This window comes from Ochrobactrum sp. A-1 (assembly GCF_022488005.1).
Taxonomy (GTDB): Bacteria; Pseudomonadota; Alphaproteobacteria; order Rhizobiales; family Rhizobiaceae; genus Brucella.
Map to the genome: position 1 here is coordinate 834,950 of NZ_JAKVQC010000003.1, position 18,268 is coordinate 853,217.

An 18,268-nucleotide genomic window follows, 5' to 3' on the forward strand; every position below is an offset into this window, starting at 1 on the left:
TCTCAGACGCATAGTCTTATCCGAAAAATCTGCAACTTTTCGGGACTATGCTTGGAAGTACGCTGTGCTCCGGTACTCGAAAATCACCATTTTCGCCGCGGCCTGCCGCTTTTTAATTCAGACACTGAGTGTTTTTGCCTTTCCCCATCCTCCCTCTTGCCGAAAACAGGCCGACATGAAACAAGCGCAGCCATGAATTATCGTCACGCCTATCACGCCGGAAATTTTGCGGATGTCGTCAAGCACGTCATCCTGACGCGTCTTGTCGAATATCTGAAACGCAAGGAACAGGCCTTTCGCGTCATCGACACCCATGCAGGGATCGGGCTCTACGACCTGAAGGGTATTGAGGCAGGAAAAACCGGCGAATGGACGGGCGGCATCGACCGCATCGTGGATGCGGTGAAGAAAGGGCAGATCGAGCAACCCGTGCTGGATTTGCTGGAGCCTTATCTTGCTGCCGTCCGCGCGGTCAATGAAGGCGAAAAGCTGCGTCATTATCCGGGGTCCCCCCTTCTCGTGCGGCATTTGCTGCGCAAGCAGGACCGCCTGTCCGCACTGGAACTGCATCCGCAGGACTCCACCAAACTGGCGAAACTCTTCGACGGTGATTATCAGGTTCGGGTGACCGAGCTCGACGGCTGGCTGGCGCTTGGCGCTCACCTCCCGCCGAAGGAAAAACGCGGCATGGTGCTTGTCGACCCGCCTTTTGAAAAGGAAGGCGAATTTGATCGTCTGGTTGACGGCCTGGCCAAGGCATACAAGCGTTTCGGCGGCGGCATTTATGCGCTGTGGTATCCGGTGAAAGACCGCAAGGAAACGGAACGTTTCACCAGACAGTTACGTGAAACCGGCATTCCGAAGATCATGCAGATCGAGCTTGCGATTCGTGCGCCATCCGCCGAACCACGCCTTGATGGCACCGGCATGATTGTCGTCAACCCGCCCTATACACTCGAAAGTGAGATGCAAACCCTGCTTCCCTGCCTTACCAAGCTTCTGGCAGAGGAAAAAGGGAGCAATTTCAGCATCAAGTGGGTGCGAAGCGAGACGGATCGCACTTGACCCGCGTGAATTGCTGACGGAAACTGCGCCTCAACGCTTCGGCTATCATAGATTTGAACGGGTGCCAGCCCGCAATTTGGGACAGGACAGAGATATGCAACGAACCCTGGAACGTATCGGACAGTATTCACGCGCAGCCCTGTTTGCGGCGTCTGTCCTCCCCCTGACGCTTGTGTCTCTGCCGGCCAGTGCCGCAGACTATCTCACTCCGGCTCCAGCAGGCGTTGCCGATGCAGGCGCTTGCAGCCAGCAGAGCGTTTTGCGTTCGGTGGTTTCCGATTTCGGCTATCAGGTACGTCATGTCCCGAACCTGCCGCAGGTCGGCATTTCGGCCATGAGCGATGTTCAACTGACACGCTATGAGCCCAAGACCAATCCGGCCCAGATCGAACGCACCTATTGCAAGGCAACCGCCGTTCTCACCGATGGTCAGTATCGCTCGGTCTGGTATATGGTCGAAGAAGGTCAGGGCTTTGCCTCGATGGGACGGAACGTTGAATTCTGCGTCGACGGTTTCGACCGCTGGTATGTTTACGACGCGAGCTGTCGCGTTCTTCGCTAAAATTAAGCGGCTTGATACGGTCAGCCGTTGAATGAGTGGAGGGCATATGCTGCGGAGGTTTGGCGCGGCTGCGACTATGTTGTTCGCAGCGGCGGTTGCGAGTGCTTTGGCAGTTGCGCCAAGCCGGGCTGACGATATTCCGGGCGAGTTCGACTTCTACGTCCTTGCCCTCTCCTGGTCACCCAGTTATTGCGCATCGGAAGGCCCGCGCGCCAACAAGCAGCAATGCGGAATCAGCCGTCCCTTTGGTTTTGTAGTGCACGGTCTCTGGCCCCAGAACGAATGGGGTTACCCGGCCAACTGCCAGCTCGATAACGTCCGCAGTCGGGGCGGCTATGTGCCTCGCCAGATTATTTCGCGTCTGTCAGACATCATGCCCTCTGCCGGTCTTGTCGCTTATCAGTGGCGCAAGCACGGCAGTTGCTCAGGCCTGTCGCAGGACGACTATTTTTTGACGCTGCGCAACGCCTTCGATCAGGTCAAGATTCCGCCCAGCCTGCGCAATCTGGCGAGCGGACGCCGCGTTGATCCCCTCCTTGTCGAAAAAGCTTTTATCGCAGCAAATCCGGGCATGAAGCCCGATGGCATATCCGTCAGCTGCAAGCGAAACTATCTTCAGGAAGTGCGCATCTGCATGACAAAGGACCTGCAATACCGCGCCTGCGGTCAGGTGGATGCCAATGCTTGCCGAAGCCGCTCTGTTATGATGCCCGCCACGCAATGATTTATCAGGCCCTAATCAGGAATTTACGATGACACAGATTCTCTATTCGCCCGCTTCGCCCTACAGCGCGAAAGTCCGCATGGCTGCTCACTATGCCGGCGTTCCGTTTGAAAGCGTCGTCGTCAACACATCGGCGGAACCGGAGAACCTGATCCATGCCAATCCGCTCGGGAAAATTCCGACGCTGGTGACGGATGACGGGAAACCCGTTTTCGACAGCCGCGCGATCACCCAGTATCTGAACCGGGTTTCGGGCAACAAGCTTTTCCCGCGCAACGCGGAAAAGCGCACCGATGCAGAGCGCTATGAAGCCATCGCCGACGGTCTTTGCGACGTGCTTCTGGCGCATGTCTATGAAAGACGCTTGCGTCCGGAAGAGAAGATCCATCAGCCCTGGCTCGACCTGCAATGGCGCAAGGCCGAACGCGCGCTCGATCTTCTGAACGAAGCGCCGCCGCGTCTGGCTGGCAAGCTGCATGGCGGTCACATTGCCGTTGCTGCTGCGCTTGGCTATCTGGCGCTGCGCTTTGAAGGCAAGTGGGAGCGTAACCGTCCCAAGCTCAAGCGCTGGATGAAGCGTTTTCAGGAACTGCATCCGGAATTGACGGAATTGCTGCCGCGCGGCTGATCGGTCTGGAAAGAATGAAACCCCGGATTTTCCGGGGTTTCTTTTTGAGGATTACTGCTTCTTGTCGAGAGCCTGCAATATCCGATATGCGGCTTTTACGCGTTCATCGATCGGATAGTTCCGGTTTGCAAGCAGAACAATTCCGGTCTTCTTCGCGGGAATAAAGGCTGCATAGGCGCCGAAGCCGTTGGTCGAGCCTGTCTTGTTGATCAGGACGTCTGCTGACGGCTGCAAGGGCTGGTCAAATTTCTCGACTTTGTGCGACTTCAGCGCCATGTCGGACGAATTGCCCGTAAGAAGCGTCTTGAGCGCAGTCGGATAGCTGTAGAACTCCCATCCAAGCCCCTGATTGTTGGCACCAACATGATAGTAACCCGTATGTGTCGCGGCCATGGCCTTCTGGAAATCAGGCTCCAGCGACGAATTGTCGATATTCAGTTCGACAAAGCGGATGAGATCAGGCGCTGTTGTCTTGATGCCATAGGCCTGCGCATCGAGCGCACCGCCCGATACCCGGATCGGCTTGTCGGTTTTGGAGTAGCCGTAAGCGTAGTTCTTCATCCGGCTTTCCGGCACATTGACGAAGGTGTTCGTCAGACCGAATGCGGGGAGAAGCTTTTGCTCCATCAGAACATCGAACGGCTTGTCCATGCTTCGCGCCGCCAGATAGCCGAACAGGCCGATGCTTGGGTTAGAATAGCGGCGCTGCGTGCCTGCCGGATAGTCCGGCTTCCATTTCTTGAAGTAAGACAGCATTGAACTGTCATCGGTGACAGAATCGGGAAATTGCAGGGGCAATCCGCCCGGCGTGTAGGTTCCCAGATCAAGCATGGTGATCTTGTCGAAGCTGCTGCCTGCCAGTTCGGGAGCCCATTTGGTGGCCGGATCGGACAAGGAGAATGCGCCGGTCGCCAGCCCATAGCCGCCGAGCGTTGCGGTAAACGTCTTGCTGACCGAGCCGATCTCGAAAATCGTGTTTTCGTCGACTTTCTGTCCGCTCTCCTTCGATGCCACGCCATAACCGAAGAAGTGGCCCTTGCCGTCGATGGTTATGGCAACCGCCATGCCGGGAATCTTCTGCTCGGCCATGAGCGGGCGTACAGTCTCATCGACGATGCGGCGCAGCTCACTATGGTCTGCAGCAAACGCGCCGCTATTAGCGGCAGTGGCGAGGAAACCGATCAAAAATATCGTAGATTTTCTCATGACAGATAAATAAACCTCATGATTATGGGTTCCGCTGCGTCTTTCTCAAGACATAGCCGGTATCGCGCGATCCATTATATTGAAGCCCGCTTATAGCATTTTTTCAGCGCTTCTGCGGGATATAAGCCTTTCAGGCCCTGCTGATATACGATGCTTGCGCAAACTCGACAAACGACGTTATCTAGCATTTGGCATTAGAAAAATTTGGGGCAATATGGTTCGTCCGCATCTCCCGCTCAATTCCCTGCGCGCCTTCGAAGCTTCGGCTCGTCATCTGAGTTTTACGAAGGCCGCGATTGAACTTTGCGTCACCCAAGCGGCTGTCAGCCATCAGGTCAAAAGTCTGGAAACCCGGCTGAATGTGACTTTGTTCGAGCGCCTGCCCCGCGGACTGATGCTGACGAGCGAAGGAGAAACGCTGCTTCCCACATTGAAGGACGCATTCGACAGAATTGCCGGAACGCTTGAGCGTTTCGAGGCGGGACATTACCGGGAAATATTGCGTGTGGGTGCGGTTGGCACGCTAGCCGTCGGCTGGCTTCTGCCGCGCCTGCGAGATTTTCAGAACCGCTATCCGTTTATCGATCTGCGGCTTTCGACCAACAATAACCGGGTGGATATTGCGGCGGAGGGTCTCGATTACGCCATCCGTTTCGGCAGTGGCGCCTGGCACGGCATCGATGCAACCCGATTGCTGGAAGCGCCTTTGTCGCCGCTTTGCATCCCGGAACTGGCACATGAATTGCGAACACCGGCCGATCTCGCGCGGCATACTTTGTTGCGTTCCTATCGTGCCGATGAATGGACGCAATGGTTTCTGGCGGCGGGCGTCACAGGCGACATGCCCCTGCCCCGAAGCATCATGTTCGATTCGTCACTCGCGATGATGGAAGCAGCCATGCAGGGGGAGCAGGCATAGCACTCGCACCCCCACTGATGTTCGCCCGGCAATTGCTGTCGGAAACCATCATCCAGCCATTCGATACGACGGTGACGATGGGCGGCTATTGGCTGACAAGGCTGCAATCACGGACGGAAACGCAAGCAATGGCAGCTTTTCGCGACTGGCTGGTCGAGGTGGCAAACCTCTAACCTTAAAAAAAGTGCAACAAAAAACCGGGCAGTTGCCTGCCCGGTTTTTCGTGTTCAATTATCAGATAATTAGAACTTGTAGCCAACGCCGACGCGAATGTCGTGGGTGTCGAGCTTGTTACGAACCGATTCGTTGCCGAGGTCGTAGGTCTTGTTACCGAACTGGGTGTAACGATATTCAACGCGGCCCAGGATGTTGTCCGTGAGCTTGGCTTCAATACCGGCGCCAGCAGTCCAACCGACGCGGAACTTGCTTTCGTCGTCAAAGCCGTTGTCGAGCTTGACCTGCGAACCGGCAACACCTGCCGTGATGTATGGCATAACCGGGTTCAGGTCGTAGCCGAGACGTGCACGCAGCGAGCCTTCGAAGCCCTGCTTGACTTCCAGGCCGTCCTTGGACTTCTTGGCCCAGGAGTAACCAGCGTCACCTTCAACACCGTATACGAACTGATCCTGCTGGAAGTTCCAGCCAGCGTAGGCGCCAGCCTTCATATCGTCAGGCTTAACAGTGCCTACGGAATCGGTCTTGGCCTTGTTCCAGCCATAGCCGAGGTACAGACCGGTGTAGCCACCAGCCCAGCTGTACTGCGGAGCCATTTCAACCGGAGCCGGAACAGGAGGCTGTTCCTGAATGGCATCAGCAGCGAAAGCAGTCGCAGAGAACGGCAGCAGCGCAGCCGAGGCGATTACGAGAGACTTAAGAGTGCGCATAGCATTCTCCTTACACAAATTACCTTTAGCGCGGTCCCTTATCGGGCGGACGATGTTGGGAGCAAATCGTCCATGCCGCGCTGACAGGACCGACATATCGGCGGTAATTGCGGCACGAAATGCCCGCTTCTGTGGAGAGAACCTGACGAGAACATGGCAAAAATGCGATGTTGCATTATCGCAACGGCGAGTTCCGTCACCTATATAACAAGTCAGTTCCAATAACAGATAACCAGACACCTGCCGAAATGGAACGAAGCCGCTGAAATCTCTACAAATTTGTCAGTTATCAGCAGTACCAGTTCGGTTTTTAGCTGCAATCTTCTGACCGAAATGGCATGAAAAGATCGAAGAATCTCGATAAGAAAGTGTTTACCTTGTTGAACGATCACGAGCCTCGCCTGCTTGCCAAATGTCCGGTTCTGGTCACCGGCGGCGCACGGCGCATTGGAAAGGCAATTGTCGAAGACCTTGCCGCCCACGGCTTCCCGGTCGCCATACACTATAATCACTCCATCGATGAAGGCGCGGCCCTTGCAACGGCCATAAACGAACGAGGCGGGAAAGCCTGTGTCGTGCGCGCAGACCTTTCGTCCGAATCCGATGTTCGCAATCTTGTGAAAGATGCGTCGCGCCAGATCGGGCCGATCCGGCTTCTCGTCAATAATGCGTCCCTTTTCGAAGATGATCACATCGGTCAATTGGATATGGCGCTATGGGACAAGCACTTTGCCATCCATCTCAAGGCGCCGGTCCTGCTGACTGAAGAAATGGCGAAAGCCCTTCCGGACGGTGAAGAAGCACTCGTCGTCAATGTCATCGACCAGCGCGTCTGGAAGCTCAACCCGAACTTCTTTTCCTATACACTCTCGAAGACAGCTCTCTGGAATGCCACCCGAACCATGGCGCAAGCGCTAGCACCGCAAATCCGGGTCAACGCAATCGCTCCCGGCCCGACCTTGCCAAGCGAACGACAGCAGCCGGGCGACTTCGAACAGCAGGTCGGGAAACTTCTTTTACAGCGCGCGCCGGAATTGTCGGAATTCGGGCGTACTGTTCGCTACTTCTGGGAAAGCCGCTCGGTCACCGGCCAGATGATCGCCCTTGATGGCGGACAGCATCTGGCATGGGAAACCCCCGATATTGCAGGAATTGCCGAATGACTGGAAACCGCAAGAACAATGAGGATACCGCTGCAAAGCTGCCGTCTGATGACGAGCAGGATGTGGCGGGTATTATCATTGGTGACGCGGAAACCGAAGAGGATGACGAAAGCGACGATATAATCGACGTTCCGGCATCGCCGTCCGCTGCCGATTCCATTCAATGGGATTCCTCAGATGGCCTGCCCGATATCGAGGGCCTGAGCGGTCAGGACATTATCAATGCCTTCGTGAAGCGCCTGCCCAACAATCCGGGCGTCTATCGCATGTTCAACAGCGATGGCGATGTGCTTTATGTCGGCAAGGCACGCAATCTCAAGAAGCGCGTGTCCAATTATGCACGCGGGATCGGCCATTCGAATCGCATAACGCGGATGATCCGCGAAACGGTGACGATGGAATTCGTCGTCACTCGCACGGAAACCGAAGCCTTGTTGCTGGAAGCCAATCTCATCAAGAGGTTGCGCCCGCGCTTCAACGTGCTGATGCGCGACGACAAGTCGTTTCCCTATATTCTCCTGACTGGTGACCATCGGGCACCCGGCATTTTCAAGCATCGCGGTGCGCGGTCCCGCAAGGGAGACTATTTCGGCCCATTCGCCTCCGCTGGCGCCGTCGGTCGCACGATCAACGCGCTTCAGCGCGCCTTCCTGCTGCGAACCTGCACGGATTCGGTTTTTGAAACGCGCACCCGTCCCTGCCTTCTCTTTCAGATCAAGCGTTGTTCCGGCCCCTGCACGCACGAGATCAGCGATGAGGACTATGCTGAGCTTGTCCGCGAGGCCAAGGCATTTCTGTCCGGAAAGAGCCAGTCGGTAAAGGACCATCTTGCAACAGCGATGCAGGCCGCATCGGCAGACCTCGATTTCGAACATGCCGCAGTTTACCGGGATCGTCTGGCCGCGCTTTCGCACGTCCAGTCACATCAGGGCATCAACCCGCAGACGGTCGAAGAGGCCGACGTTTTCGCCATCCATCAGGAAGGCGGCATGACCTGCATTCAGGTCTTCTTCTTCCGTACCGGTCAGAATTGGGGCAACCGCGCCTATTTTCCCAAGGCAGACAGTTCACTTGGCCCGGCGGAGGTTCTGGGGGCATTCCTGTCTCAGTTCTACGACGACAAGCCATGTCCGCGTCTCGTTCTCTTGTCCGAGACTGTTGAGGAACAATCGCTGATCGCCGAGGCGCTCTCGACGCGCGCCGGGCATAAGGTACGGGTCAACGTTCCCCAGCGCGGCGAGAAGAAAGATCTTGTCGATCACGCGCTTACCAATGCGCGCGAAGCGCTTGGACGACGGCTTGCCGAAACATCATCGCAAGCGCGCCTGCTGCAAGGCATGGCCGAGACCTTCGGCCTGGCCCAGCCGCCGCGTCGCATCGAGGTCTATGATAACTCGCATATTATGGGCACGAATGCTGTCGGCGGCATGATCGTCGCCGGACCGGAAGGCTTCGTCAAAAATCAGTATCGCAAGTTCAACATCCGTTCGACCGACATCACGCCGGGCGACGATTTCGGCATGATGCGCGAGGTGATCGAGCGGCGCTTCTCGCGCCTCGTCAAGGAACATGGCACCCCCGAAGAACCAACCGATGCAGAAGCAATCGATACGTTTCCCGCATGGCCCGATGTCATTCTGATCGACGGTGGGCAAGGTCAGGTTGGTGCGGTCAGGCAAATTCTCGGTGAGCTAGGGATCAGCCACCTCGTCAATGCAATCGGCATCGCCAAGGGCGTTGACCGTGAAGCGGGACGCGAGCGTTTCTTCGTGGAAGGCAAGCAGGCGTTCACACTGCCGCCGCGCGATCCCGTACTCTATTTCATCCAGCGCCTGCGCGACGAAGCGCACCGGTTCGCCATCGGCACGCACCGCGCCCGGCGCAAGAAGGAAATGGTCAAGAATCCGCTCGACGAGATTGCGGGAATCGGCCCGTCGCGCAAGCGTGCGCTTCTGCACCATTTCGGAACTGCAAAGGCCGTCTCCAGAGCTGCGATTGCCGACCTTATGCAGATCGAAGGCATCTCTGAAGCCATGGCCAAGACGATTCACGATCATTTTCGCGACAGATGACGTAATTTTGTCCGAGATTCGTGCACAAGCGTCATTAGGTCCCGGCACAACATATTCGCAGGTGTTGATTTTATCGGTCATCCCTGTTGATGTGCGCTAGAGCATTTTCGAGCCAACAACGCGAAACGGTTTTGCGTTCGGAAATGCATAAAAACAGATGGTTAGAGCAGTTCGAACGATCCTGCTGAAAACAGGAACCGCTCTAACAACGATGCGGCGGAACAATGCAGAAAAAACATACCCTCTCCTTGCCCAATATCCTCACCTATGGCCGGATCATCGCCGTCCCCCTTGTGGTATTGTGCTTCTTTATCGAGGGGAAACTGGAATCGAGCGATTTCGCCCGATGGACCGCTCTGGGATTGTTTGCCGTCGCCAGTATCACGGACTTTTTCGACGGCTATCTCGCCCGCATCTGGAAACAGACATCGACCATCGGTCGCATGCTTGACCCGATTGCCGACAAGCTTCTCGTATCCGCCATTCTGTTGCTTCTCGCAGCTGACGGTACCATTGCAGGCTGGACGCTTTGGGCCGCAATCATCATCCTGTGCCGCGAAATCCTGGTTTCGGGTCTGCGTGAATATCTTGCGGAACTCAAGGTCAGTGTTCCCGTTTCCCGTCTGGCCAAGTGGAAGACGACCGCGCAAATGATTGCGCTCGCATTTCTGCTCGCAGGCCCTGCCGGTGACAAAGTCATGCCCTATGTAACGGAAATTGGCATTGTCCTGCTTTGGGTCTCGGCGCTTCTGACGCTTTATACGGGCTGGGATTACTTCAAGGCGGGCCTTAAACACGTAATGGATTGATCCAGTGACGGTAAAACTCGTTTATTTCGCATGGGTGCGCGAGAAAATCGGCAAGGGCGAGGAGGTCATTGAACTCCCCTCACCCAAAACAACCGTGGGCGATCTGATCAGCCACCTGAAATCGCTTGGGCATGAATATGAAGCTGCCTTCGAGCATGAGCACGTCATTCGTGCCGCGATCAATCAGGAACATGCCGAGCATATTGAACTCGTGAATGATGGCGATGAAGTTGCGCTCTTTCCGCCCATGACGGGAGGATGAGATGAGCGGGCAAACCACATGCCCACTTTTCGTCGGCATAAGAAGCGAAGACTTCGATATCGCAGCGGAACTGCGCAAGCTTGAGCATGGGCGCACGGATATCGGCGCCATCGTCACCTTTACCGGTCTGTGTCGCGATGAAAGCGGCGCGCTTTCGGCCCTGGAGCTGGAACATTATCCCGGCATGGCCGAAGCGGAAATCACACGCATCGCCCGACAGGCTATCGAGCGCTGGCCGATAACAGCCCTCACGATCATTCACCGTTACGGGCTCATCAAACCGGGCGAAAACATCGTTCTGGTCGCAGCGGCATCATCGCATCGACATGCCGCTTTCGAAGCTGCATCATTCCTGATGGATTACATGAAAACCGACGCTCCATTCTGGAAAAGGGAGCATCTTGCAGACGGTTCTGTCGGCGGTTGGGTGTCGTCCAAGGAGGAAGATGAAAAGATCCGAGAACGCTGGCAACAGTCATAATCTTCCGATTACCAGCAATTCTACTGATCTCTATTTCCCATTTTAATTGCGAATTAACTATTTAACCCCCTAAAATAATGGATAATTTAGTCGGCGTGTTCTTGCGTCGCCACAATTTTCACATGAAGATTTCGCTAATGTCAGCCTTATGAATCAGGCGCTGACAAGCGATGATGACAGGCAGATTGGAATCCCCATTAGCGCCATCTGTCTGGTAACAAACAACGCGTGCGGGAACGGAAGTTTCGGGCTTTAACGATGCGAAATGGACTGGCGAAAACCCTTTCAATTGCGGCAGCACTTGTGGTCGGCATTGGCGCGCTTGGCGGCGCTGCCTTGTTCCTGACCACATCCATGCCGACAAGCAGCATAGCGGCCGAAGAAACGGTCAGCGGCAAAGTGATGTATCGCGAACGTATCGCGCTGCCGCCGGAGGCAAACCTGACCGTTCAGCTTTCCGACATCTCTCTGGCCGACGCCCCCTCCAAAGTCATTGGAGAAACAAGGATTGAATCCGTTCAGGGTTCGCCGATCCCGTTCGCCATCAATTTTGATACGGACCAGATTCAGCCCGGCCATACCTATGCCTTGCAAGCGCGGATTTCGGCGGGCGATACGCTATGGTTCGTCAATGACGAACGCTACGCCATCGACCCGGAGAATCCCGGCACCCCGGCAGAAATCAAGGTTGTGATGGTTCGCAAGAGCGGCGACGAAGGTGCTGCCATCGGCATTGAGGGCAAGGACTGGCTGGCAGAAGACATTCAAGGCGGCGGCGTGATCGACAATGCACAGACGACATTGACGGTCTCGACCGATGGCACCGTCAGCGGTTCGGGTGGCTGCAATCGTTATTTCAGCAAGGCAATCGTCACTGGCGAGAACATTTCCTTCGCCGATATCGGATCGACCTATGTTCAATGCCCGCCTGCTCTTATGACGCAGGAGCGCAAGTTCCTCGACGTGCTTGGCAAGACGAAGTCCTACAAGATCGACATGGGGAAACTGGTTCTCTTCGATGACGACGGAAAAGAAATGGCAAGGCTCGCACAAAGCCTTTGAAACTAAAAAAGCCCGGTTAAACCGGGCTTTTTCTTTGAATTCCGGGTGGGATTAGCCGACGATTTCGGTGCCCGAGAACCAGTATGCGATTTCTTCTGCAGCGGTTTCAGGAGCGTCCGAACCGTGCACGGAGTTTTCGCCGATCGACAGGGCGAATTCCTTGCGGATGGTACCTTCGTCAGCGTTTGCCGGGTTGGTTGCACCCATGACTTCGCGGTTCTTGGCGATGGCGTTTTCGCCTTCGAGAACCTGAACAATCGTCGGGCCAGAAGACATGAATTCGGTCAGTTCGCCGAAGAACGGGCGATCCTTGTGAACAGCATAGAAGCCTTCAGCTTCACGCAGGCTCATCCAGACGCGCTTCGAAGCGACAACGCGCAGGCCAGCTGCTTCGAGCTTGGCAGTGATGGCGCCGGTCAGGTTGCGGCGGGTCGCATCGGGCTTGATCATGGAGAAGGTACGTTCGATTGCCATTATGACACCTTGTTCGCTGGAATTTTTAGAAAAGTGAGGCTCTATACCGTCGATAGGCCGAATTGCCAAGAGGCGAACCGATTAGCACCTTGAGAGAGCATAGAATTGATTGCATAGATACGCCGTGCCGATTCAACTTCGCGGGAAGCGGCATGGACAGGTGTTCAGGGGGCTCTCATGGAACAGTACTTTCAGATGTTCGCCTATTATAACCGATGGGCAAATGAACTGGTCTATGCTGCGGCTGCCGAGCTGAGCGACGAGGAATACAGGCTCGATCTCGGCTTGTTCTTTGGTTCCATTCACCGCACCTTCAATCATTTGCTGGTTGCCGACCGCATCTGGATGAAACGCTTCACCACCGAAGGCGATCATCCGAAGACGCTCGACGCCATTATTTCCGACAATTTCATCATGCTGCGTGACCTGCGGCAGGCGGAAGACGCGCGCATTTGCCGCTATGCCGACAGCCTCGACACACAGAAGCTTGCCGGACGCTATACTTACACCCCTACTCGTGAAATGCGCACGATAAGCCAGCGGCTCGCTCCCTCGCTTGCTCATATGTTCAACAACCAGACCCACCATCGCGGACAGATTCACGCCGCGTTCACACGGCTGGGTACGGAAGCTCCGTCACTCGATCTTGCACATTTCCTGCGGACGGAAGAGGGACGGCGTTTCGCCTGACTGACGTTGATACTTGCGGAAACGCTTCAAGCCGTGCAAAAGCGCTTTCACCATGCTTATCCTTGACGACATCTCCGTACGAATTGCCGGACGCCTCCTGATCGACCACGCCAGCGTAACGCTGCCAGCGGGATCGAAGACGGGTTTTGTGGGCCGCAACGGCACCGGCAAATCGACCCTGTTCCGTGTGATTACGGGCGATCTTGCGCCGGAAACAGGCAGCATCTCGCTTCCCAAAAATACCCGTATCGGTCAGGTGGCGCAGGAAGCGCCCGGCACAGAGGATGCACTGATCGAAATCGTCATGAAGGCGGACAAGGAGCGCACAGCACTTCTTGAAGAGGCTGACACGGCAACCGATCCGCACCGCATTGCCGAAATTCACACCCGCCTTGCCGACATCGACGCTCACTCTGCGGAAGCTCGCGCAGGCGCCATTCTGTCCGGTCTCGGTTTCAACGCCGAAGCACAACGCCAGCCCGCATCCGCATTTTCCGGCGGCTGGCGTATGCGTGTCGCTCTGGCAGCGGTTCTTTTTGCCGAGCCGGACCTGCTGCTCCTCGACGAACCAACCAACTATCTCGACCTTGAAGGCGTGCTGTGGCTGGTCGACTATGTGAAGCGCTATCCGCACACAGTCATCATCATCAGCCACGACCGTGATCTCCTGAACTCTGCGACCAGTTCGATCATGCATCTCGACCAGAAGAAGATCAGCTTCTGGCGAGGCAACTACGATCAGTTCGAGCGCCAGCGCCACGAAATGCTGGAATTGCAGCAGAAGGCCCACGCAAAGCAGGAAGCCCACCGCAAGCACATGGAATCCTTCGTGGAACGGTTCCGTGCCAAGGCCACCAAGGCCCGTCAGGCGCAATCGCGCATGAAGGCTTTGGAAAAGCTCAAGCCAATCGAGCTTTACGTTGAAAGCAATGTGCAGCCGTTTCGTTTTCCGGATGCCGACAAAAAGACGGCATCGCCTGTCATCGCGCTTGATAATGCCGATGTCGGTTATGTGCCGGGCAAGCCCGTCCTTCGCAATGTAAACTTGCGTATCGACAATGACGACCGCATCGCCCTCCTCGGCTCGAACGGTAACGGTAAGTCAACGCTGGCGAAGCTGATTGCCGGTCGCCAGACGCCGGAAAAAGGCACGCTCACACTTTCGCCGAGCCTGAAAGTCGCCTTCTTCGCACAGCATCAGATGGATGATCTGATCCCCGAAGACAACGCCATCGAGCATGTGCGCAAGCTCATGCCGACGGAACCAGAGGCGAAGGTGCGTGCGCGGGTTGCGCAGATGGGCCTTTCGACAGAGAAGATGCTGACACCGGCCAAAGACCTGTCCGGTGGCGAGAAAGCGCGCCTCCTGATGGGGCTTGCGACCTTTCACGGTCCCAACCTGCTGATCCTCGACGAACCAACCAACCATCTCGACATCGACAGCCGCGAAGAGCTTGTGCATGCGCTCAACGCTTTCAACGGCGCGGTTATCCTGATTGCCCACGACCGCCATCTGATCGAAGCCACGATGGAACGGCTCTGGCTGGTCCGCGAAGGTGGCGTAAAGGCGTTTGAAGGCGATCTCGACGAGTACCGGCAGATCGTTCTTGCCGATGCCAAGGGAGAACCGGCTGCCGACCGCGACGACACCTCCAAGGTCAACAAGGCAGAACAGCGGAAACTTGCTGCCCAGAAACGCGAAACCCTGGCGCCGCTACAGAAAAAGATCAAGGAAACCGAAGCCTTGATTCAAAAGCTGCAGAAACAGATTCAAGGCTTCTCGTCACAATTGGAAGACCCGGCTCTGTACGAGAAGGAACCCCAAAAGGCGATCCGGATCAACAAGGACATGAGCGACGCCCGTTCTGCACTTGCGGATGCTGAGGACAAGTGGCTGGAACTTTCCACCGAATATGAAGAAGCGATGGCGGATTAAAACAGCCATTGCTTCGGCGCACCGCCGCCTAAGCGAACATCAACAAGGCCACGATTGCCAGCGCCAGCCAACCCACGATGCGCATGGCAACCGGCAGAGGACGCGGCATGAACCGCACCGCGAGAAGCGCGAAAATAACGGTCAGAGTGGGAAACCCGAAATAAAGGGCAGCGTAACCGCTCTGCCCTTCAAAGGAAGAGCCGAAGACGCCCAGCTTTTCGAGTGGTATCAGCGCAACCAGTGCTGCAAGAGCCGAAAGCAGCAACAGCAGCAATCTGTCGGAAATTTTGCAGAGCATCGTCATCAATCAGCTCTGGGGACGCAGGCGGGTACGCATCAGGGCATAAAGACCGAATGCACCGAGGATCAGACCGATGGTCGTATAGACCTCGTCAGGCGTTTCGGCTCCACGGCGCAGTACGAGATCGGCTTTTGAAAGCTGAAGCCCATCCGTGTTTCCCTGCACCAGACGAAATGCATAAAGCCCCGGAATGACCGGATCGATGTCCCCCGCGCTCTGACGCAGAACGCTGCCATCCTGCGGGCGGTCCGTATTGATGGAACCGCTGGTGGAGGCGAAATCGAGTCCCTGGGAGAGAACCGGCTGGCCGTCGCGGCTGACCGCAAGGGTCACCGCCGAGCGCCTTTCCGCGGGCACGTAACCCGGCAAAGGCGTGGCATCGATGAACACACGCACCGGCCCATCATCCGCCGACAGCCTGACTTCCTGTATCTTGAAACCGCTTTGACGGTTTTCAAGCATCGTCCAGCGGCCAATCTCGCTGCCGGTGAAATGACGCATATACCAGGGATAGCCGATACCAAGGCCAAAACCGGCGACGATCATCAAAATGAATAGCGGACGCATTAGGGCCTGTTGAGAGTTAGGTTTCGGGCGTGGCGTGAGCTGGATTTTGTTCCTGAACAGGAGAACAGACCGCCGTGGAGTAATTCTCCACAAGGGCTGTGCGCCGCATTCAGGGGGAAAATCCGCCACGTCGCTTCGCGATATGATGAAAATAGCCCAGCTTTGCGTCGCAAAACCTCGATGGAGAACCACTCCACCTTCGGTTTTGCTCCTAAACCTGTACAATTTTCATCCATACCACGCTCCAAAACTAATTCTCAACAAGCCCTAAGCCTTGCGCTCCCAGCGGCGATCTGGCGTTTGCTGCCAATAGGTCAAGTCGTGGTTTCCTGCCTTGAAATTCTTCCACTGCCCCCGGGCAATATCGAGCTGCTCCTGATCATGCCCGTCGAACATGACGACAAGCCGCTCATAGGCATCCGCCTGCTCAATCCCCGCACCCTCTACGAGAAAGCGTACCGTCGCACCGTTCGGATTGGCTTCACTTGTGGTCAGCAAGACCGGCTGGTGTTCGGGGTGAGGCTCCTTATCGGTGCCATGGGCTACGAAAGAGGTGTCGGAGAAGGTCCAGAGCAAACCATCCAGCGCATCGCGTCTTTCTTCGCTGACGGTCTGGATCGTGACGCGCCAGCCGCGCCCGAGCGAGCGCTCGACCAGACCGGGCAAGGCCTCATCGAGTGTCGATTCCGTCAGATGGTAGAAGAGAATTTCCGCCATGCATTATCCGTTTCGGAAATGGGTGAAGAAACTGATTCCGCTTCTCCACCCATCCTGTTGTTTGGAAAAGATTTTAGCTTTCGAAATGATCCCGGACAAGACGGTCCAGCAGACGCACGCCATAGCCGGAAGCCCATGTCTGGCTATACTCGTTTGCTGGCGACCCCATGGCCGTTCCGGCAACATCGAGATGCGCCCAAGGCGTCTCACCGACAAAGCGCTTCAGGAACTGTGCTGCCGTGATCGATCCACCGTAACGGCCTGCACTGTTCTTCATGTCAGCAAACTTCGAATCGATCATCTTGTCGTATTCAGTGCCAAGTGGCAGGCGCCACAGCTTTTCGCCGGTCGACTGGCCCGCATCATAAAGCTGGTCAGCAAGCTCATCGTCATTGGAGAAGAGACCGGCATGATACTGGCCGAGTGCGACCATGACCGCGCCCGTAAGGGTGGCCAGATTGATGATGAAGCGCGGCTTGAAACGATCATTCGTATAGTGCAGCGCATCGGCGAGAACGAGACGGCCTTCAGCATCAGTATTGATGACTTCAATCGTCTGCCCCGACATGGATGTCACGATGTCGCCCGGACGCTGTGCATTGCCGTCCGGCATGTTCTCGACAAGGCCGATAATGCCGATGGCGTTGACCTTTGCCTTGCGACCGGCCAGAGCGCGCATCAGCCCCGTTACGGCTGCAGCACCGCCCATGTCACCCTTCATGTCTTCCATGCCACCAGCAGGCTTGATGGAAATACCGCCCGTATCGAACACGACGCCCTTGCCGACGAAAGCAACCGGCTTTTCCTTGCTCTTCGCGCCCTGCCATTCCATGACAACCAGTCGCGGCGGGCGAACGGAACCCTGTGCTACGCCCAGAAGCGCCCCCATGCCGAGCTTCTTCATTTCCTTCTCGCCGAGGATCTCGACCTTCACGCCAAGCTTTCCGAGCTCTTCAGCTTCTTGTGCGAACTCGACCGGACCGAGAATATTCGCAGGCTCGTTGACGAGATTACGCGCCTGGAGAACACCGTCCGCGACCGCTTCTGCAACTTCAAAAGCACGCTTTGCCGTATGCGGGTCCGCGACGCAGATGCTGATCTTGGCGGCGTGTTTCGGATCGCCATTTTCCTCATTGTTCTTGCGCGTCTTGTAGCGCTCGAACTTGTAGGAGCGCAGAATCATGCCGAGCGCCAGGTCTGCCGCTTCGTCACCGGCGATGGTGGTTTCAGGCAAGGCCAGTGTCACGGTTGCCCGCTCGGCCTTGCCGATTCGTGAAAACGCTGCGCCACCAATCTTGAGCCAGTCGTCATTGCCAAGCCTGCCGGTTTCGCCGACGCCGACCAGAACGATCTTATCGATGCCGCTGGAAGTTGTCTCAATCGCTTCCGCCGTCTTGCCCAATGCGCCGGTGAATCCGGAAATTTCGGCAATACGCTTGATCTTTTCCGCACCGCCGACGGCTTCAGCCGCTTCATCCGCAAAACCGCCGCCCTTCGCGACGAGGACGATAGACACGCCTTTTTCCGGTACTGCAAAATCGCTGAAAGAGATCGAAGGACGTTTAGACATGACAACTCCAAACTTGGTGTCGATTTGAGAATGACACGATTGTGTCGCGACTTTTTCCCACTCATGTGAGACGAATATGGCAAAACAGCAAGAGTAGATCCCAGATTGTTTCAGTTTTAGCCCGAGGAAAACCGTGCAGGACACAATTGCAAACTCGTCTTATCTGTTCTCTGCAA

General features: G+C 56.1%; 19 protein-coding genes and 1 pseudogene. 13 read left to right on the top strand and 7 right to left on the bottom strand.

The genetic code is table 11. The features are described from left to right. Window positions 1–192 precede the first annotated feature (192 nt). The 4 genes from MKS82_RS05835 to MKS82_RS05850 all read left to right on the top strand — a co-directional run bounded on the left by MKS82_RS05835 (window position 193) and on the right by MKS82_RS05850 (window position 2,979). The gene (locus tag MKS82_RS05835; protein WP_109988010.1) at window positions 193–1,065 is read left to right on the top strand and encodes a 23S rRNA (adenine(2030)-N(6))-methyltransferase RlmJ; all 873 of its coding nucleotides are present in this window, start codon (window positions 193–195) and stop codon (window positions 1,063–1,065) included. Window positions 1,066–1,159: 94 nt separating this feature from the next. Next, window positions 1,160–1,627: a phage portal protein gene (locus MKS82_RS05840; protein WP_010661686.1), complete on the top strand. Its 468-nt coding sequence runs from the start codon at window positions 1,160–1,162 to the stop codon at window positions 1,625–1,627. 46 nt (window positions 1,628–1,673) lie between these two features. Next, complete coding sequence (locus tag MKS82_RS05845; RefSeq protein WP_109988009.1) at window positions 1,674–2,351, top strand: ribonuclease T2 family protein; 678 nt, start codon at window positions 1,674–1,676, stop codon at window positions 2,349–2,351. Between the two features lie 28 nt (window positions 2,352–2,379). After that, window positions 2,380–2,979, top strand: a complete 600-nt coding sequence (locus MKS82_RS05850) for a glutathione S-transferase (protein WP_109988008.1) — start codon at window positions 2,380–2,382, stop codon at window positions 2,977–2,979. Window positions 2,980–3,030: 51 nt separating this feature from the next. Here MKS82_RS05850 and blaOCH read toward each other — a convergent pair whose 3' ends face one another. Further along, on the bottom strand, window positions 3,031–4,185 hold the full coding sequence (gene blaOCH, locus MKS82_RS05855; protein ID WP_240578483.1) for an OCH family extended-spectrum class C beta-lactamase: 1,155 nt from the start codon (window positions 4,183–4,185) through the stop codon (window positions 3,031–3,033). Window positions 4,186–4,399: 214 nt separating this feature from the next. Between blaOCH and MKS82_RS05860 the strand changes: the two are divergent. After that, window positions 4,400–5,277 (top strand): annotated as a pseudogene (locus MKS82_RS05860) (LysR substrate-binding domain-containing protein). A 69-nt stretch (window positions 5,278–5,346) separates the two neighbouring features. On the opposite strand, the gene omp25 reads toward MKS82_RS05860, so the two are convergent. After that, window positions 5,347–5,988, bottom strand: a complete 642-nt coding sequence (omp25, locus tag MKS82_RS05865) for an outer membrane protein Omp25 (RefSeq protein WP_109988005.1) — start codon at window positions 5,986–5,988, stop codon at window positions 5,347–5,349. A gap of 338 nt (window positions 5,989–6,326) precedes the next feature. Here omp25 and MKS82_RS05870 point away from each other — a divergent pair, with 338 nt between their 5' ends. The 6 genes from MKS82_RS05870 (at window position 6,327) to MKS82_RS05895 (ending at window position 11,837) form a co-directional block, all read left to right on the top strand. Continuing rightward, window positions 6,327–7,151 (top strand): SDR family oxidoreductase, encoded by an 825-nt coding sequence (locus MKS82_RS05870; protein ID WP_240578484.1) that lies wholly within the window; start codon window positions 6,327–6,329, stop codon window positions 7,149–7,151. Further along, a complete protein-coding gene (gene uvrC, locus MKS82_RS05875) occupies window positions 7,148–9,223 on the top strand; it encodes an excinuclease ABC subunit UvrC (protein WP_240578485.1) in 2,076 nt (691 codons plus the stop codon). The genes MKS82_RS05870 and uvrC overlap by 4 nt, the downstream gene beginning before the upstream one ends. Window positions 9,224–9,447: 224 nt before the next feature. Continuing rightward, window positions 9,448–10,032 (top strand): CDP-diacylglycerol--glycerol-3-phosphate 3-phosphatidyltransferase, encoded by a 585-nt coding sequence (gene pgsA / locus MKS82_RS05880; RefSeq protein WP_109988002.1) that lies wholly within the window; start codon window positions 9,448–9,450, stop codon window positions 10,030–10,032. Between the two features lie 4 nt (window positions 10,033–10,036). Next, window positions 10,037–10,294: a molybdopterin converting factor subunit 1 gene (moaD, locus tag MKS82_RS05885; protein WP_109988001.1), complete on the top strand. Its 258-nt coding sequence runs from the start codon at window positions 10,037–10,039 to the stop codon at window positions 10,292–10,294. A 1-nt stretch (window position 10,295) separates the two neighbouring features. Further along, a complete protein-coding gene (locus MKS82_RS05890; RefSeq protein WP_176037490.1) occupies window positions 10,296–10,775 on the top strand; it encodes a molybdenum cofactor biosynthesis protein MoaE in 480 nt (159 codons plus the stop codon). 258 nt (window positions 10,776–11,033) lie between these two features. Then, window positions 11,034–11,837, top strand: coding sequence for a YbaY family lipoprotein (locus tag MKS82_RS05895; RefSeq protein WP_240578486.1), 804 nt, complete (start codon window positions 11,034–11,036; stop codon window positions 11,835–11,837). A 51-nt stretch (window positions 11,838–11,888) separates the two neighbouring features. Here MKS82_RS05895 and ndk read toward each other — a convergent pair whose 3' ends face one another. Further along, window positions 11,889–12,311 (bottom strand): nucleoside-diphosphate kinase, encoded by a 423-nt coding sequence (ndk, locus tag MKS82_RS05900; RefSeq protein WP_010661674.1) that lies wholly within the window; start codon window positions 12,309–12,311, stop codon window positions 11,889–11,891. 177 nt (window positions 12,312–12,488) lie between these two features. Between ndk and MKS82_RS05905 the strand changes: the two genes are divergently transcribed. Continuing rightward, entirely contained in the window at window positions 12,489–13,001 is a 513-nt protein-coding gene (locus MKS82_RS05905) for a DinB family protein (protein WP_176037492.1), read from the top strand. A 52-nt stretch (window positions 13,002–13,053) separates the two neighbouring features. Then, on the top strand, window positions 13,054–14,937 hold the full coding sequence (locus MKS82_RS05910) for an ABC-F family ATP-binding cassette domain-containing protein (protein WP_240578487.1): 1,884 nt from the start codon (window positions 13,054–13,056) through the stop codon (window positions 14,935–14,937). A 28-nt stretch (window positions 14,938–14,965) separates the two neighbouring features. On the opposite strand, the gene MKS82_RS05915 is transcribed toward MKS82_RS05910, so the two are convergent. The 4 genes from MKS82_RS05915 to MKS82_RS05930 all read right to left on the bottom strand — a co-directional run bounded on the left by MKS82_RS05915 (window position 14,966) and on the right by MKS82_RS05930 (window position 18,092). Next, window positions 14,966–15,241, bottom strand: a complete 276-nt coding sequence (locus tag MKS82_RS05915) for a hypothetical protein (RefSeq protein WP_109987996.1) — start codon at window positions 15,239–15,241, stop codon at window positions 14,966–14,968. A gap of 3 nt (window positions 15,242–15,244) precedes the next feature. Continuing rightward, window positions 15,245–15,805 carry a type IV secretion system effector BspB gene (bspB, locus tag MKS82_RS05920; RefSeq protein ID WP_109987995.1) on the bottom strand — a complete coding sequence of 187 codons (561 nt, stop codon included), beginning with the start codon at window positions 15,803–15,805 and terminating at the stop codon, window positions 15,245–15,247. Window positions 15,806–16,072: 267 nt separating this feature from the next. After that, window positions 16,073–16,522, bottom strand: a complete 450-nt coding sequence (locus MKS82_RS05925) for a DNA polymerase III subunit chi (RefSeq protein ID WP_240578488.1) — start codon at window positions 16,520–16,522, stop codon at window positions 16,073–16,075. A 73-nt stretch (window positions 16,523–16,595) separates the two neighbouring features. Further along, on the bottom strand, window positions 16,596–18,092 hold the full coding sequence (locus MKS82_RS05930) for a leucyl aminopeptidase (protein WP_240578489.1): 1,497 nt from the start codon (window positions 18,090–18,092) through the stop codon (window positions 16,596–16,598). Between the last annotated feature and the right edge of the window lie 176 nt (window positions 18,093–18,268).